This window comes from Aeromonas molluscorum, assembly GCF_051376105.1.
Classification (GTDB): domain Bacteria; phylum Pseudomonadota; class Gammaproteobacteria; order Enterobacterales; family Aeromonadaceae; genus Aeromonas; species Aeromonas molluscorum.
Window position 1 is genome coordinate 859,999 of the sequence record NZ_JBPQCY010000001.1, and the last position, 16,571, is coordinate 876,569.

12 protein-coding genes are annotated in these 16,571 nt (G+C 58.8%); 7 read left to right on the top strand and 5 right to left on the bottom strand.

Annotated features, from left to right (window positions below; translation table 11 throughout):
* Positions 1 to 188: 188 nt before the first annotated feature.
* Both ACSMDR_RS04100 and nagE read right to left on the bottom strand, forming a co-directional pair.
* Positions 189 to 2,852: a beta-N-acetylhexosaminidase gene (locus ACSMDR_RS04100; RefSeq protein WP_436467151.1), complete on the bottom strand. Its 2,664-nt coding sequence runs from the start codon at positions 2,850 to 2,852 to the stop codon at positions 189 to 191.
* 140 nt (positions 2,853 to 2,992) lie between these two features.
* Positions 2,993 to 4,447 (bottom strand): N-acetylglucosamine-specific PTS transporter subunit IIBC, encoded by a 1,455-nt coding sequence (gene nagE, locus ACSMDR_RS04105; protein ID WP_005894835.1) that lies wholly within the window; start codon positions 4,445 to 4,447, stop codon positions 2,993 to 2,995.
* Between the two features lie 273 nt (positions 4,448 to 4,720).
* On the opposite strand from nagE, the gene nagB reads away from it, so the two are divergent.
* From nagB to nagC, 3 genes are read left to right on the top strand one after another with little or no spacing between them, the layout of a single operon-like run.
* Positions 4,721 to 5,521, top strand: coding sequence for a glucosamine-6-phosphate deaminase (gene nagB, locus ACSMDR_RS04110; protein ID WP_436467152.1), 801 nt, complete (start codon positions 4,721 to 4,723; stop codon positions 5,519 to 5,521).
* A gap of 10 nt (positions 5,522 to 5,531) precedes the next feature.
* Complete coding sequence (gene nagA, locus ACSMDR_RS04115) at positions 5,532 to 6,677, top strand: N-acetylglucosamine-6-phosphate deacetylase (protein WP_436467154.1); 1,146 nt, start codon at positions 5,532 to 5,534, stop codon at positions 6,675 to 6,677.
* 4 nt (positions 6,678 to 6,681) lie between these two features.
* Complete coding sequence (gene nagC / locus ACSMDR_RS04120) at positions 6,682 to 7,896, top strand: DNA-binding transcriptional regulator NagC (protein ID WP_005894827.1); 1,215 nt, start codon at positions 6,682 to 6,684, stop codon at positions 7,894 to 7,896.
* An 85-nt stretch (positions 7,897 to 7,981) separates the two neighbouring features.
* Here nagC and ACSMDR_RS04125 read toward each other — a convergent pair whose 3' ends face one another.
* The 3 genes from ACSMDR_RS04125 to aspS form a co-directional block, all read right to left on the bottom strand.
* On the bottom strand, positions 7,982 to 9,607 hold the full coding sequence (locus ACSMDR_RS04125; protein WP_436467155.1) for a phosphoethanolamine transferase: 1,626 nt from the start codon (positions 9,605 to 9,607) through the stop codon (positions 7,982 to 7,984).
* A gap of 274 nt (positions 9,608 to 9,881) precedes the next feature.
* The gene (locus tag ACSMDR_RS04130) at positions 9,882 to 10,622 is read right to left on the bottom strand and encodes a YebC/PmpR family DNA-binding transcriptional regulator (RefSeq protein WP_005894821.1); all 741 of its coding nucleotides are present in this window, start codon (positions 10,620 to 10,622) and stop codon (positions 9,882 to 9,884) included.
* Between the two features lie 71 nt (positions 10,623 to 10,693).
* Positions 10,694 to 12,472: an aspartate--tRNA ligase gene (aspS, locus tag ACSMDR_RS04135; protein ID WP_436467158.1), complete on the bottom strand. Its 1,779-nt coding sequence runs from the start codon at positions 12,470 to 12,472 to the stop codon at positions 10,694 to 10,696.
* Positions 12,473 to 12,906: 434 nt separating this feature from the next.
* Between aspS and ACSMDR_RS04140 the strand changes: the two genes are divergently transcribed.
* The 4 genes from ACSMDR_RS04140 (at position 12,907) to ACSMDR_RS04155 (ending at position 16,569) form a co-directional block, all read left to right on the top strand.
* Positions 12,907 to 13,755: a DUF72 domain-containing protein gene (locus ACSMDR_RS04140; RefSeq protein WP_436467159.1), complete on the top strand. Its 849-nt coding sequence runs from the start codon at positions 12,907 to 12,909 to the stop codon at positions 13,753 to 13,755.
* Between the two features lie 254 nt (positions 13,756 to 14,009).
* Positions 14,010 to 14,747 carry a carboxy-S-adenosyl-L-methionine synthase CmoA gene (gene cmoA / locus ACSMDR_RS04145; RefSeq protein WP_005894813.1) on the top strand — a complete coding sequence of 246 codons (738 nt, stop codon included), beginning with the start codon at positions 14,010 to 14,012 and terminating at the stop codon, positions 14,745 to 14,747.
* A gap of 3 nt (positions 14,748 to 14,750) precedes the next feature.
* Entirely contained in the window at positions 14,751 to 15,728 is a 978-nt protein-coding gene (cmoB, locus tag ACSMDR_RS04150) for a tRNA 5-methoxyuridine(34)/uridine 5-oxyacetic acid(34) synthase CmoB (protein WP_436467161.1), read from the top strand.
* A gap of 52 nt (positions 15,729 to 15,780) precedes the next feature.
* The gene (locus ACSMDR_RS04155) at positions 15,781 to 16,569 is read left to right on the top strand and encodes an ATP-dependent zinc protease family protein (protein ID WP_495549117.1); all 789 of its coding nucleotides are present in this window, start codon (positions 15,781 to 15,783) and stop codon (positions 16,567 to 16,569) included.
* Positions 16,570 to 16,571: the final 2 nt, after the last annotated feature.

Consider the following 16,571-nt stretch of genomic DNA (forward strand, 5'->3'; position numbering starts at 1 on the left):
CAGCTTGTTCACAAGCGCACAGATAAAAAAAGACCCCGCACCAGGCGGGGTTTCAAGATGAAAAATCAAAACAGACTCACACACAACAAAGGTTCACACGCACAGTCAACCTTTCCCAAGGCCAAGGGATGACAGGCCTTGGGAAAGGCGGGTCTTGCGACCCACCCGGTGTTAACGGTCAGCAACCATCAGTTCAGCTCGGTCACCCGACCGGTACGCTTGCCATCGAAACTGGTGGTACGCAGCCACACCTTGCCATTCACGGTCGGCTTGGCCGCCGCGTCATAGGCGTTCCAGTGCTTGCCATCCAGGCTGTACTGGATGGGCAGACCCGGCAAGTCCACGTTCGCATTGAGCACGCCGTCAACGACCCTGGCACCCGGCACGGAGAGGCGATACTCGACACCCTGGACATCCAGTTTCGGCAACTGGCGCTGGCCCAGCAGGTTGGCAAAGCGGTTCCACTCCTTGGCCAGGGTCGCCTTGTTGACGAACGTGGTTTCACCGGAGAACTCGCGGCCCTTCACGTAGGGCAGCTCGAAGCCACCTTTGTGCCAGGCGCGCTCGGCCACCGAGAAGATGCGCGGATAGACCATGTACTCATACTGGGCGTCGGTGCGAACCGTTTCGCTCCACAACTGACCGGACATCCCCTTGAACTTGACGGCATCCTGATCGCCCTTGGCGACGAAGGCATTGCCATCCCGGTCGACCGAGGTCTCGGCGTTCTGCGGCAAGTTTTCCGGGGCGAAGGCAAACACCTTGCGGGTGTCATTGAAGCGGGTCGCCCAGTAGTAGCCGCGCTCGGCCGGATGCACCTCGTTCGGGAAATCGAAATAGAGGTAGTCCGGGTTGGAGAGCACCACTTCATAACCATTGTGAGCCCACTTCATCGCTTCGTTGAAGCCGCCCCAGTAGAGGGTTTCCCAGAAGTTGACCCGGGTGCTGCCGGTGGCGAAATCCTTGGCTCCCTTGGCATACTTCAGACCATCTTCCCACGCCTGCAGGGTGGAGAAGCCGTGACCCTTGACCATCTCGCTCACTTCCTTGGCGAAATAGACCGGCAACTCCTGCACATCGGCAATCTTGCCGTCGGCAATCATCTTCTGGCACAGGGGGGACTTGCCAAAGGGCTTGTCCTGTTTGCTCCAGTCGGTATTGCCCTTCCAGGCCACCAGATCGGCGGGCTTGGTCGTGGCCGGATCCTGATAACCCCCGCCCAGCATGATGTTTTTGGCCTCGTCACCGCCATAGTGCCAGGCGGTCAGCGGCTGACCGGCTGCCTGATGCATCTGGGCCACTTCATCCATCACCTTGGCCACGAAGGTGGTGGCGCCCGGCTGGCAGGGGTTGATGAAGGACATCTTGTCGTAGAACTGCACCGAGGTGACCTTGGAGGTATCGGCCGGGTCGGTGAGGCGATACTGGTTCGCTTCGGCCTCTTTGCCTTCGGTCATGAGTCGCTGGTAACGGGCTTCCATGGAGACCACTGCGGCCCGGGCATGGGCCGGCATGTTGATCTCGGGGATGACGGTCACGCCGCGCGCCTTGGCATAGCGCACCAGCTCGATGTAATCCGCCTTGCTGTAGAAACCGGAGCCCTGGTTGTCCGCAGCCGGACCCGAGCCCAACTGTGGCAGCAGACACTTGGTTTCGGACAAATCGTGGCAACGCTCGGCACCGACCTCGGTCAGCTCCGGCAGACCCGGGATCTCCAGGCGCCAGCCCTCATCGTTGGTCAATCCCAGATGCAGCACGTTGAGCTTGGTGGCCGACATCTGGTCGATCAGCTTGTGCAGGGTCTGCGGCGTCCTGAAGTGGCGGGCCACGTCGGTCTGCATGCCCCGGTATTCAAAGCGCGGCGCATCCTCGACGCTCATCTGGCTGACCAGCTTGTCATCGACCCCGATCAGGGAGATGAGCGACTGGGTCCCCCAGAAGGCGCCATTGACATCGTGACCACGGATGATGGCGCCATCCTTGCCGATGTCGAGCTGATAGCCTTCGGCCTGTTTGACCTTGCTGCCGAGCTTGATGGTCACGGGATAGCCGGTGTCGGAGAGGGTCACCCCCAGCTTGGTCAGTTGCGCCTTGATGGCCTCCGCGCGATCGGTCGGCAGGTCCAGGGCATCGAGCTTGATGCTGGCGAGATCCACCTGCGGGCCCACCTTGATGACCTGTTTTGCCGGGGTCGGCAGTATCTGGTTGTCAATTTGCTGTGCAGAGAGCAGCGTGCTGGTGCGGTTGGCCTCATAACGGGTCTGCGCATTCATCAGAACGTTGTTGTCATCCTTGGTGCGCTTCCAGCCATCGGCCGGCATCGGCTTCTCATAGCTGGTGGCATCATCGATGTTGCCCATGCTCGCAATCACCTTGGGTTCAGCCCCCTCGGCGGAGACATACCAGCTTGGCATGATGTCAGATTCGAACAGTACCCAATACTCCACGACCAAAGGCACTTCGACAGTGGCATCCTTGGCAAAGCCCTGGAACTTGTCGGTCGGGGTCAGGCGATAGAGGTCGCCGGTCAGATGCTCGATGGCAAACTGATCGTTGTCGATCCGTTGAATGCGACGGATGGAGGAGACATAGATCTCCCAATCCTTGGAATTAACCTCTGCGCCCTGATTGGTCAGGTGCAGTTTGGCCACGCCACAACTGGCCCATTCGGACCCGAGCGCCTGACAATCCAGACCGGCGCCGGCACCATCATTGGTGACGACTTCGTACTTGATGACGAGGTTGCTTGCGAGGGAATCGACCAGGGCCTGGTTGGCGGCATCGGCGGCCATGGCTGGCGCGGCAAAAACGCCAGACATAGCGAGGGCTAAGAGAGAGATCTTGAGTTTCATAACTGCTGCTCTTGGTTGAAGTAAAGATTGGAATTGCTTGGCTTTTTTTATGGTGGGCCCCATAGGCGGGGCCCTATTTATGTCAACAATGGACTTAGCTTGAGCGGACGGGCAGGAGGAGACGCCCGTCCGGGTAACACTTAACGCAGGGCTTTCATCTCACCGGCAATGATCTCGGCCAAGGGGCCCAGAATCACTTGCAGGTTCTGTTCACCCAGCTTGACCACACCGGCCGCGCCGAGGGCCTTGAGCTGACGCTCGTCGACGATGCTGCGGTCTTTCAGGGTCAGACGCAGACGGGTGATGCAGGCATCGATAGTGACCAGGTTGTCATGACCACCCAGCACTTCCAGATACTGCTTGGCAAGCTCGGTACGGTCGGTGATCACGGCCTTGGCCGGGATGGCTTCGTCGTCTTCACGACCCGGAGTTTTCAGGTTCAGCTTGACGATGACCAGACGGAACACGCTGTAGTAGATGCCGAAGAACACCAGACCTTGCAGCAACAACATGTACCAGTTGACGGCCAGCGGGTTGCGGCTGGAGAGCACCATATCCACCAGACCGGCACTGAAACCGAAACCGGCAATCCAATGCATGCTGGCCGCGATGAACACCGAGATACCAGTCAGTATGGCGTGGATCACATAGAGCACGGGGGCCACGAACATGAAGGAGAATTCGAGAGGTTCAGTCACACCGGTGAAGAAGGCAGCGAAGGCGGCTGCGATCATGATGGAGGCGACTTTCTCTTTGTTCTCTTTCTTGGCGCTGTGGTAAATGGCCAGGGCGGCGCCCGGCAGACCGAACATCATGATGGGGAAGAAGCCAGCCTGGTACATACCAGTCACACCGGCGACCGCTTTACCGGCATCGATGGAGCTCTGACCGCCCAGGAAGTTCGGGATATCGTTGATGCCAGCCACGTCGAACCAGAACACGGAGTTCAGGGCGTGGTGCAGACCGATCGGGATCAGCAGGCGGTTGAAGAAGGCATAGATACCGGCACCGGTAGAGCCCATGCCGACGATGGATTCGCCGAAGTGAACCAGACCACCGTAGATGACAGGCCATACGGCCATCAGCACGAAGGAGACTGCCATCATGACCACGGAGGTGATGATGGGGACCAGGCGACGGCCGGAGAAGAAGGCCAGCGCCTTGTGCAGCTCGACGCTGCTGAATCGGTTGTACAGCTCAGCCGCGATGACACCGGTCAGGATACCGATGAACTGGTTGCTGATCTTGCCAAAGGCAGCAGGAACCTGCTCGAGCGGGATACCTTGCAGCTGGGCAACGGCGCCCGGGCTCAGCAAGGTGGTGACCACCAGGAAACCGACCAGGCCGGCCAGGGCGGCGGAACCATCTTTATCTTTGGACATACCGTAAGCGACACCGACCGCGAACAGGATCGGCATGCTGTCGATGATGGCGGCACCGGCCTTGATCAGGAACGCGGCCAAAGGGCTGCCGCCACCCCAACCATTCGGGTCAATCCAGTAACCTATACCCATCAGGATCGCTGCGGCGGGCAATACCGCTACCGGTACCATCAGGGCACGGCCGATCTTCTGTAAATAACCGAGAATGTTCACGGTTCCTCTCCTTAGTTAATGTTTTTCTATAAATTAAGTGCTTATTACGTTCGACGCATAAGCCATCAAGGCTTGATTGGCAGTCTAGGTCTTTTATTTCGCTTCGCAAATTAATAAAGCCATAATCGTGATCATTATCACCCAAACGACATAAAGGTAGTGGATAGATGTGGCTTAGTTCCCAATCTTTATTTACGCTATAAAACAACTAAGCTTTGTCATTACGTCTTACCATCGTGCCCATGCCGGTGACAACAACTAGAGGTACTCGAAATGCGCCTGATCCCACTCAAGTCAGCCAGCCAAGTCGGTCTGTGGTCTGCCCGTTATATCGTCGACCGCATCAATGCTTTCCAGCCGACCGCCGAGCGCCCCTTCGTGTTGGGTCTACCCACTGGCGGCACGCCGCTCAACACCTACAAGCGCCTGATTGAGTTGCACAAAGCGGGTGAGGTCAGCTTCGAACACGTGGTGACCTTCAACATGGACGAGTACGTTGGCCTGGCCAAGGAGCACCCCGAGTCCTACCACAGCTTCATGCACAACAACTTCTTCAGTCACGTCAATATTCGCCCGGAAAACATCAATATCCTCAACGGCAACGCAGAGGATCTGGTGGCCGAGTGCAAACGCTACGAAGACAAAATCAAGTCCTATGGCCGGATCCATCTGTTCATGGGTGGCGTTGGCAACGACGGTCACATCGCCTTCAATGAACCGGCCTCTTCCCTGGCCTCCCGCACCCGGGTCAAGACCCTGACCGAGGATACCCGCATCGCCAACTCCCGCTTCTTCGGTGGCGACATGGAGCAGGTCCCCAAGCTGGCCCTGACCGTGGGCGTGGGCACCCTGATGGATGCCGAGGAGATACTGATCCTGGTTATCGGCCACGCCAAGGCCCAGGCCCTGCAGGCGGCCGTCGAAGGCTGCGTCAACCACATGTGGACCATCTCCACCCTGCAACTGCATCCGAAGGGCATGATGGTGTGCGACGAGCCGTCCACCATGGAGCTGAAAGTCAAGACAGTCCGCTATTTCCAACAACTGGAAGCGGACAACATCGGTCGTCTGTGAGGATAACGCCATGTACGCATTGACCAACTGCACCCTCTACACCGGCAGCGAAGTGCTGACCGGCCATGGGGTACTCATCGATGGCAACCAGATAGTCGCCATCAAGCCCCTGGCGGCGCTGCCGCCGGACGTGGCTCGCCACGATCTGGATGGCGCCAACCTCAGTGCCGGCTTCATCGACTTGCAGCTCAATGGCTGCGGCGGTGTCATGTTCAACGCCGAGATCACCACAGAAACGCTGGCCACCATGCAGGCGGCCAACCTCAAATCCGGCACCACCAGCTACCTGCCGACCCTGATCACCAGTCCCGATGCGGACATGAAACAGGCGGTCGCGGTCACCCGCAGTTACATGCAGGCGCGCGCCAATGAGGTGCTGGGGGTGCATCTGGAAGGGCCCTACACCAACCTCAAGCGCAAGGGCATACACCCGGCGGATCAGATCCGCCAGCCCGCCGACGAGATGATCGACTTCTTCTGCGCCAACGGTGACGCCATCGCCAAGATCACCCTAGCCCCCGAGCGCAACAACCCGGAGCACATCCGTCGCCTGGTGGAGGCCGGCATCCTGGTCTCAGCAGGTCACACCGCCGCCAGCTACGAGCAGGCCATGGCCGGGTTTGACAGCGGCATGCGCTTTGCGACTCACCTCTACAACGCCATGACGCCGACGGTGAACGGCCGCGAGCCGGGCGTGGTCGGTGCCATTTATGACAGGGATGATGTCTACACGGGTGTCATCGTCGATGGCCATCATGTGCACTGGGCCAACGTCCGCCTCGCCCACAAGGTGCTGGGGGAGCGACTGGTGCTGGTGACCGATGCCACCGCCCCGGCCGGTGCGCCGGAAGGCTTTGAGAAATTTGATTTTTGTGGCGCCACCGTCTATTTCCGTGATGGTCAGTGCGTCGATGAGAATGGTACACTCGGCGGCTCTGCCCTCACCATGATTGAAGGGGTGGAAAATCTGGTCAAACAGGTGGGGTTACCCCTCGCCGAAGCGCTGAGAATGGCCACCCTATACCCTGCACGCGCCATTGGATGGGACTCACGTCTCGGTAGTATCCAGGTCGGCAAGATAGCCAACCTCACCGTCTTCGATCAGGCCTTCAAGGTCCTCGGGACCGTGGTTAACGGACACTACACACAACAGTGACATCATGACTGGCGGACAAATAGCAAACGTAGACCTTATCAAGCAGGTCAATTGTGCAGCCGTATATCGGCTCATCGACCTGCAAGGCCCCATCTCCCGGGTCAAGATTGCCGAGTTGAGTCACCTGGCCCCGGCCAGCGTGACCAAGATAACCCGGCAACTGATCGAGCATGGTCTGATCAAGGAGACCTCACCGCAAGCCTCAACCGGCGGGCGGCGTGCCATCTCCCTCACCACCATCAAGAATCGGTTTCAGTTTGTGTCCGCCAAGTTGGGTCGAGGCTACCTGCAACTGAGTCTCTATGATCTCGATGGCAAGGAACTCGACCAGCACATCACCGAAGTGACCGAGATAGACCAGCAACCCGTGGTCGATATGCTGCTGCGCGAAATTGGCGCCTTCATCGACGCTCATCAGGAACGCAGCCGCAATCTCATCAGCATCGCGCTCACCATGCCGGGCCTGGTCAACCCTGAATCGGGCATGGTCATCTATACCCCCAAATATCAGATCCGCAACCTGGCCCTGGCCAAGTTGCTGGAGAACCACTTCAACCTGCCCTGCTATGTCGGCAACGACACTCGCTCCCTGGCACTGGCCGAGCACTTCTTTGGTGAATCCCGCGATTGCATGGACTCCATTCTGGTCAGTGTTCACCAGGGGGCGGGTTCGGGCATCATCACCAAGGGCAAGGTGTTTCTCGGTCAGAACCGCAACGTCGGCGAGATAGGCCACATTCAGGTCGAACCGCTCGGCAAGCGCTGCCACTGCGGCAACTTTGGTTGCCTGGAAACGATCGCCTCCAACGAGGCCATTGTCGACAAGGTGAAGGAGCTGATCAGCCGCGGCCACCAAAGCAGCCTGCAGGACAAATACATCAGCATCCAGGAAGTCTGCAAGGCAGCCCTGGCCGGTGATGAACTGGCGCGCAGCGTGATTGAGAATGTGGGTGAACATCTGGGCCGGGCCGTGGCCATCACGGTCAACCTGTTCAACCCGCAGAAGGTACTGATCGCAGGCGAAATCACCGAAGCCGAGGAGATCTTGTTCCCGGCTATCCGTCGCTGCGTCGAGCATCAGTCCCTGCCAAGCTTCCACCGTGGCCTGCCCATAGTGAAGGCCCGCTTCCAGAACCAGCCCACCATAGGCGGCTTCGCCCTGGTCAAGCGCGGTCTGCTGGAAGGGGATCTGCTGCAGATCATCATGGAACAGAAGTGACGGCGCGCCGCTGAGTCGGCACGTCAGATACCACAACGGCAGCCAATGGCTGCCGTTGTCATTTTCGGGCTTCTCTCGCGGTTAGCTATACACCCCTTCGGCAAGGTTTGAACAGATCCAGGGCGCCATCGTAGGCACTGGTTTTGACGTTCATGATGCCAAGCACAGAGTGGAACAGGTTGTCCTGGGAGAAACGCTTGGCCTGTGCCTCCTGCTTGAGGCAGTCAAGATTCAAGCCATCTTCCTGGGCGCTGCGTGGCGCCATCCAGGTCAACATGGGCACCACCGTCTGATCGTCCGGCGCAAACTTGTAGGGAGTACCGTGCAGGTAGAGCCCCATGGCCCCCAGAGACTCGCCGTGATCCGACAGATAGATGAGCCCCACGTTGTAATCCTGCTCCAGCCCCTTGAGGGTAGCGATCAGCTGACCTATCACCTTGTCGGTATAACGAATGGTGTTGTCATAGGTATTGACCAGCTCCTCGTTGGTGCAATTCTCGATGTCGCTGCGCGGGCAATCTGGTACGAAGGCCCGCTCCGAGGCCGGATAGCGCCGGTAATAGGTGGGACCATGGCTGCCCATCAGGTGGAAAGCCACCAGCTTGTTGCCCGGCTTCATCCCGGCAATCTGCTGATCCAGATCTTTCAGCAGGACGGCGTCATAGCAAGAATCCCCCTTGCACAGCTCGGGATGCACCTTGGGCTCGACCACCAGGGTCGGCACCCGATCACAGACTCCCTTGCAACCGCCATCGTTCTCCTTCCACAACACCCCTACCCCGGCATGCTGCAGCACGTCCAGCAGGCCGTCCTGATGACGGGCCCGGTTCTCGTCATACTCGCGCCGGGTCATGTTGGAGAACATGCAAGGCACGGAGACCGCCGTCGCGGTGCCGCAGGAGAGCACATGGGAAAACGAGATCAAGCCCGGCTCCTGGTCGGTAAAGGCGTTGGTGTGCTTCTCATAACCGTTCAGGGAGTAGTTCTTGCTGCGCGCCGTCTCTCCCACCACCAGGAACATCAACGTCGGTTTGCTGTGGCCTTCGGCCGCGACCACGGCATCGGTACCCAGCGCCAGAAAAGGCATGGCCGGGGTGAAGAAGCTGGTCTTCACATACTTGAAGATGCCAGCGACATAGTTGGCGGGCACTATCTCCTTGGCCATGGTGTGATTGTTGCGGCCCACCGAGGCATAGTCCTGATAATAGAGGGCCCCCACGGCGAAGATGAGCAAGGCGGAGAGTCCCATTCCCCCCAGCCGCAGGCCCACCCCCTTGTACCAACGCGTGGGATATTCAATCTTGAGCAGCAGCAGACAGAGGGTCGGCAGCACTCCCGTCAGCATGAACCAGGTCAAGACAGAAGCATTGAGATAAGAGCTCGCCTCCCCGGCATTGGTCTCCACCACGTTCTGCACCATGTTCTGATCGAAGACGATCCCATATTTGAGCATGGCGTAGCTGGCCAGGGAGCCAAGGAGGATCAGCACACTGAAGAAAGGCTTGAGCAGATATTTGATGCTAAACGGCAGGAACACCAGATTGAGCGCCGCCAGCAACACCAGCGGAATGGAGAGCACGAAGCCGACCTTGACGTGATCAAGACGAGAGAGTGCGTGATAAAAGTGCAGGAAGATAGGCCAGTTGAATACCAGAGTAAACAACAGCACCAGCAGGACATTAACCTTGATGGCACTCATAGTGATGCGCATAGACAGACTCCACTAACCAGAAAACCGGCTCGCTGGGAGCCAAACTTGGTAGGCATCATAGAAGTCGAGACTTAAGTGAAAATTAAGAGAAAAGCCCATGGAAGGCGACGCGCCATGAAAATCGGGGCGCTATGAGCGGGCATCATAAAAAACAGCAGCCCATGGGCTGCCGTTCGCTGTCTGTACTCAGTGGACTTTCAGAGGAAAGCGACCACTTCGTCAAAGGAAGGTGGCACCGTTATGATGCCACCGCCTCTAAGGTGCAACCTGACGATCAGAGGGTCGCTGCCACTTCGTCGGAGATGGAGCCGTTGTGGTACACCTCCTGCACGTCGTCCAGATCTTCCAGCATGTCGATGAGGCGCATCAGCTTGGGGGCTGTTTCCGCATCCAGCTCGGCTTCGGTGGAGGGGATCATGGTCACTTCGGCGTTCTGGGGCTTGAAGCCGGCGGCTTCCAGCGCATCCAGCACGGTACCGAAGTCGTTCGGGGTGGTGTACACCTCGATGGAGCCATCCTCTTCGGTGACCACATCATCGGCGCCCGCTTCCAGTGCCGCATCCATCAGGGCATCTTCGTCAACACCGACGAAGGTCAGCAGCCCTTTCTTGCTGAACAGATAGGCGACCGAACCGTCAGTGCCCAGGTTACCGCCGCTCTTGCTGAAGGCATGACGCACTTCGGCGACGGTACGGTTGCGGTTGTCGGTCAGACACTCCACCATGACCGCAGAGCCTGCCGGGCCGTAGCCTTCGTATACGATGGTCTCGAGCTGCTCGCCGTCGCCACCACCGGCGCCACGGGCGATGGCGCGGTTGATGGTTTCGCGGGTCATGTTGCTGGTCAGGGCTGCCGTCACCGCCGCACGCAGGCGCGGGTTGTTGGCAGGATCCGGATCGCCGATACGGGCCGAGGTAGTGATTTCACGGATCAGCTTGGTGAAGATCTTGCCGCGCTTGGCATCCTGAGCTGCCTTGCGGTGTTTGATGTTGGCCCATTTACTGTGACCTGCCATAAAAATGCTCCGTTATAATTTCAAATCAATGGGATACGGGTCGCATGGCGACCCGGTCTCTATTTATGTGTTCAGGCTTTCGCCTCGGTATCCGCCTTGGCAACGGTGGCAATCGCCAGCTCACCAAGCTGGGCCGGGTTGGCGAAGCTGGGGGCATCCGTCATCAGGCAGGACGCCGTGGTGGTTTTCGGGAAGGCGATGACATCCTTGATGTTGTCGGTACCGGTCAACAGCATGCTCAGGCGATCCAGACCGAATGCCAAGCCGGCATGGGGCGGGGTGCCATATTTCAGGGCATCGAGCAGGAAGCCGAACTTCAGGCGCTGCTCGTCCGGAGTGATACCCAGGATATCGAACACGCAGGACTGCATCTCGCTGTTGTGGATACGGACAGAACCGCCACCCACTTCGTAACCGTTGATGACCATGTCATAGGCGTTGGCATAGGCGCCCAGCGGGTTGGCTTTCAGCTCGCTCGGGCTCAGATCGCTCGGGGCGGTGAAGGGGTGGTGCATGGCGGCCAGACCACCTTCGCCATCTTCCTCGAACATGGGGAAGTCGATGACCCACAGCGGCTTCCAGCAATTCTCGACCAGACCCAGATCGCGACCCACTTTCAGGCGCAGGGCACCGATGGCATCGGCTACCACCTTCTTGCTGTCGGCACCAAAGAAGATGATGTCGCCGCTCATGGCGCCGGTACGGGCCAGGATCTCGCGCACTATGGCATCAGAGAGGAACTTGGCCACCGGAGACTGCACCCCTTCGATGCCACTGGCGGCGTCGTTGACCTTCATCCAGGCCAGCCCCTTGGCGCCATAGATACCGACAAACTTGGTGTACTCGTCGATCTGCTTGCGAGACAGCTCGGCGCCGCCCGGCACTTTCAGGGCTGCCACGCGGCCTTTCGGGTCGTTGGCAGGGCCGGCAAACACGGCGAACTCGACTGAGGTCAAGAGATCGGCCACATCGACCAGCTCCATCGGCAGGCGCAGGTCCGGTTTGTCGGAACCGAAGCGGCGCATGGCTTCGTCAAAGGTCATCACCGGGAAATCGCCCAGATCCACCGCCAGCACGTGCTGCCACAGCTGGCGGATCATCTCTTCCATCAGCTCGCGCACCTGCGGTGCGGTCATGAAGGAGGTCTCCACGTCTATCTGGGTGAACTCCGGCTGACGGTCGGCACGCAAATCTTCATCGCGGAAGCACTTGACGATCTGGTAGTAGCGATCGAAGCCGGACATCATCAGCAACTGCTTGAACAACTGCGGGGACTGCGGCAGAGCGTAGAACTTGCCCTTGTGCACCCGGCTTGGCACCAGATAGTCACGGGCCCCTTCCGGGGTGGCCTTGGTCAACATCGGGGTCTCGATGTCGAGGAAGCCCTGCTCGTCCATGAAGCGTCGCACGAAGGCGCTGGCCTTGGCACGGGTCTTCAGGTACTTGGCCATCTCGGGGCGACGCAGGTCCAGATAACGGAACTTGAGGCGTTGCTCTTCGCTGTTGACCTGGTTGAAGTCGAGCGGCAGCGGCTCGGCGCGGTTGATGATGGTCAGTTCGTGGCCGAACACCTCGATGGCACCGGTGGCCATGTCGCTGTTGCGCTGGGAATCGGGGCGGCTACGCACCACACCGGTCACCTGGATGCAGAATTCACCGCGCAGTTCTGAGGCCAGAGCGAAGGCGTCCGGTTTGTCCGGATCGAAGAAGACTTGCACTATGCCTTCCCGGTCACGCATATCGATAAAGATCAGACCGCCAAGGTCGCGACGACGATGGACCCAACCACACAATGTAATGGTCTGCCCGGCATGGGCTTCATTGACCTGTCCGCAATAGATAGAGCGCATGGACTTCTTCCTTCGAAATTGTAAGAGAGACGGTTAACCCTGAGTCGCCGGGCACGACAGGTCAGCGCCGTCTGTCTCGCCACTGGCCAGATGCTGGTTCTTACCCGGTTTGAAATCTGTCTCATACCGTCCGATCCCCTGGATCGGACACCTGCCACCGATATCGGCTCGACCAGAGGCGGCTGGCAAGCGGCCGGGCAGTCGGTCAGAGGGCATCGGAAAGCGTCGTTGTTTGGCCAATTCATGGCCGCTACCGTCGCCACAATATGCGCACAGCAGCGTGAGTAACAACAAATTGGCAAACAAAAGGGCTGGCATTATAGAGGAAAACCCCCATTTGGGTAAAATAGCCAGCAGCCCCCTTTGCCCTGTTTTTTACATCTCAAGGCAAAAAATGGGCGCAAAACGCGATAAACCAGCAGACAGGATCCGCAATGAGCCTCTTTTTGGGCCTGCCCCAATGGTCACACACCGCCTGGCCAGGTCAATTACTCGGCCAGGGAGCCAAGCCCGCCGATCACCTGGCCGACTACGCCCGGGTGTTCAACACGGTAGAAGGCAATACCACCTTCTATGCCCTGCCGACCCCGGAGACGGTGCGGCGCTGGAGCGAGGCGGTGCCCGATGAATTTCGTTTCGCCTTCAAGTTTCCGCAAACCATCAGTCACCAGAGCGACTTGGTCAGCGTGGACAAGCAGGTGAGTGACTTCATTGCCCTGCTCGGCCCGCTGCACCACAAGCTGGGGCTGCTCAAGCTGCAACTGCCCGCCCGCTTCGGACCCTCAGGCTTGCCTCGTCTTGCCGAGTTTTTCAATCGTCTGCCCCGGGATTTCAGCTATGCGATCGAGGTACGCCACCCCGATTTCTTCGCAAAGGGGGATGCGGAACGGGCCCTCAATCGCATGTTGATGGAAAAAGGCATCAACCGCATCATGCTCGATTCACGGCCTCTGTTTTCGGTTGCCGCCTCCACGCCCGCCATGATTGACGCCCAGGGCAAGAAACCGCAGTTGCCGGTGCACCTGCTTGCCACGGGGCTAGCCCCTGTGGTGCGCCTCATCGGTTTGCCGGACCCCGTCGCCAATCACCCTTTCCTGCCAAGCTGGTTGCCTCATTGGCGCCAATGGCTCGCTGAAGACAAGGATCTCTATCTGTTCGTCCATACCGCAGACAATGCCCAGGCCCCTGCATTGGCACGTCAAATAGTGCAATTGCTCGGCCAAGAAATGGCGCCTTGGCCGGGAGAAGTGGATCGTGCCCGCCAAGGGGTGCTGATGTTTTAGTCTGCGGCAGGGAAAAGTGGATTATTTACGATGGCCCCTTCGCCCTGTTCAAGACAAATGGCCAGCAATCCTCTAGACTAACGCCCCTATGACGGGTCAACAGATGGCCCGTGCGAACGGTCAGGGGGCCCAGCAAAAAAGCAGTCCCAGTCACCCTTCGCCAGCCGTTGACTCCCGGTACCATTCGAGTGTCAGCCAATACCAAAATTGAACAAAGCCGGGGATGTGCACATCCCTTGCCGGATTGCACCACTATGCATGATCAGATCTTTGCCGCCCCCATCGCCCAACTGGGCGATTTTTGCTTTGACGAGCAGGTCGTCGATGTCTTTGCTGACATGATCCAGCGCTCTGTGCCGGGTTACAGCAACATTATTTCCGCCATCGGCATGATGACAGCTCGCTACGCCCAACCAGACAGTCGCCTCTTCGATCTCGGCTGCTCCCTGGGCGCCGCGACCCAGGCCATGCGCCGCAACCTGACACAACCGGGTTGCCGCATCACGGCCGTCGATCTCTCCCGTCCCATGATAGAGCGTGCCCGCGCTCACCTCTCGGGGTTCAAATCCGAGGTGCCGGTCGAGCTGGTCGAGGCTGATATCTGCGACATCGCCATCGAAGATGCCTCGGTGGTGGTACTCAACTTCACCCTGCAATTTGTCGACCCCAAGCAGCGGGCGGCGCTCATCCAGCGCATCTTTGATGGCCTCCGTCCCGGCGGTATCCTGATCCTGAGCGAGAAGTTTCGCTTCGACGATGAGCCGGTCAACGAGCTGCTCATCGATCTGCATCTGGATTTCAAGCGGGCCAACGGCTATAGCGAGCTGGAAATCAGCCAGAAACGCACCGCCCTCGAGAATGTGATGCGCACCGACAGCCTGGCGACCCACAGAGCTCGCCTGCGCAGTGCCGGCTTCGTCCATCAGGATCTCTGGTTTCAGTGCTTCAACTTCGGTTCCATGATTGCCATCAAATCCAGCGACGCCCAATAAACCATGATCGACTTCGCCAATTTCTATCAATTGATCGCCAAGACCCGGCTCAGCCATTGGCTGCATACCCTGCCCGCTCAACTGCATGCCTGGCAGCACGACAACCTGCACGGTGATCTGCCACGCTGGAGTCGCGCCCTCAACAAACTGCCTATGGTGGAACCCGGTCAGATAGAACTGACAAGTCGGGTCGAAATAGGCAGCAGCGAGAGCCTGAATGCTGGCGAGCGCAAGAAGGTGGAAAGCCTGCTGCGCCAGTTTATGCCCTGGCGCAAGGGCCCCTTCACCGTACACGGCATCCACATAGATACCGAGTGGCGGTCCGACTGGAAGTGGGACAGGGTGCTGCCCCACATCAGCCCGCTAGACGGGCGTTACGTACTGGACGTGGGCTGTGGCAGTGGCTACCACCTGTGGCGCATGGTCGGGGAAGGCGCAAAGCTTGCGGTCGGTATCGATCCCAGCCCGCTGTTCCTCTGCCAGTTCGAGGCCATTCGCCACTTTGCAGGCAATGACCAGCGAGCCCAGATGCTGCCGCTCGGCATCCAGGAACTGCCGACCCTGCGGGCCTTCGATACCGTCTTCTCCATGGGGGTGCTCTATCATCGCAAGTCCCCTATAGAACACATCGAACAGCTGCGTAATCAACTGCGTGATGGTGGTGAGTTGGTGCTGGAGACGCTGGTGATCGACGGGGATGAGGAGCAGGTACTGGTGCCATCGGATCGCTACGGCAAGATGCGCAACGTCTGGTTCATCCCCTCAAGCCTGGCCCTCAAACGCTGGGTGGAACGCTGTGGCTTCTGCGATGTGCGCATCGTTGATGAAAATATGACCAGCATGGACGAACAGCGTCGCACTGAGTGGATGGTCAATGAGTCCTTGCTAGATTATCTGGACCCAGCCGATCCCTCCCGCACCGTCGAAGGGCTACCCGCCCCCAAACGCGCCGTATTAATCGCTACCAAGGCCAAAGACTAGCCGAGGGCAGTTGTGGAAGTTACACTGATTCAATTCCAGGAAGCACAGCTAAATGAATGACATGAAAAGCAAATTGAAAGGAATGACCCTGCTCTCTCTGCTCAGCCTCGGCGGGTGCGCCCAGTTGGAACAGGCGCCCACAGTGCCGCCGCTGACCCTGGCCGAACTCAGAACCGAATTGAGCCTGAGCGAACAGAAGATCCAGCTCGCCATGGCGCAACAAGAGCGCCAGACCGCCCAGCAACAGCAACTGCTAACTCAGCTCAATACCGATGTCGTCAACATGAAAGAATCTGTGAAGAAAGTCGATAACAAGCTGGCCACTCTGCCCGCACAGCCTCCCAAACCGCCTGTCGTGCCGACTGAGCAGTGCGCCGCCCCCGCACAGGGCCACACCGTCGATGGCAAGCTGTTGGTCGGCGAAGCCGAGTGGATCTGGGTGGATGCCGCCAATGACGCCTTCCAGGCTCGGGTCGATACCGGGGCAACCACCTCCTCCATCAGTGCCCAGGAGATCACCATCTTCGAGCGCAACGGCAAAAACTGGGTACGCTTCTTCCTGAGCCATCAGGAGTTGGATGACAAGATCCAGATCGAAGCGCCGCTGGTCCGCCATGTGCGCGTACGCCAGGCGTCTGCCGATGATCTCGACCGTCGCCCCGTCGTGCGCCTCACAGTGCGCATCGGCGACATGACCGAGAAGGCCGAATTTACCCTGAAAGACCGTAGCGACATGACCTTCCCCGTGCTGTTGGGTCGCGAATTCCTGAAAGATATCGCCGTGGTCGACGTGGCCCGCGAATATATCCAACCAAAACCCAAGCTCAAGGATGTGAAATAATC

Bases quoted from the DNA above. Each gene is read 5' to 3' on its own strand.
- aspS (WP_436467158.1), bottom strand. From the start codon at position 12,472: ATGCGCTCTATCTATTGCGGACAGGTCAATGAAGCCCATGCCGGGCAG.
- nagC (WP_005894827.1), top strand. From the start codon at position 6,682: ATGACTGGCGGACAAATAGCAAACGTAGACCTTATCAAGCAGGTCAAT.
- cmoA (WP_005894813.1), top strand. From the start codon at position 14,010: ATGCATGATCAGATCTTTGCCGCCCCCATCGCCCAACTGGGCGATTTT.
- ACSMDR_RS04125 (WP_436467155.1), bottom strand. From the start codon at position 9,607: ATGCGCATCACTATGAGTGCCATCAAGGTTAATGTCCTGCTGGTGCTG.
- cmoB (WP_436467161.1), top strand. From the start codon at position 14,751: ATGATCGACTTCGCCAATTTCTATCAATTGATCGCCAAGACCCGGCTC.
- nagA (WP_436467154.1), top strand. From the start codon at position 5,532: ATGTACGCATTGACCAACTGCACCCTCTACACCGGCAGCGAAGTGCTG.
- ACSMDR_RS04155 (WP_495549117.1), top strand. From the start codon at position 15,781: ATGAATGACATGAAAAGCAAATTGAAAGGAATGACCCTGCTCTCTCTG.
- ACSMDR_RS04140 (WP_436467159.1), top strand. From the start codon at position 12,907: ATGAGCCTCTTTTTGGGCCTGCCCCAATGGTCACACACCGCCTGGCCA.
- nagB (WP_436467152.1), top strand. From the start codon at position 4,721: ATGCGCCTGATCCCACTCAAGTCAGCCAGCCAAGTCGGTCTGTGGTCT.
- ACSMDR_RS04130 (WP_005894821.1), bottom strand. From the start codon at position 10,622: ATGGCAGGTCACAGTAAATGGGCCAACATCAAACACCGCAAGGCAGCT.
- ACSMDR_RS04100 (WP_436467151.1), bottom strand. From the start codon at position 2,852: ATGAAACTCAAGATCTCTCTCTTAGCCCTCGCTATGTCTGGCGTTTTT.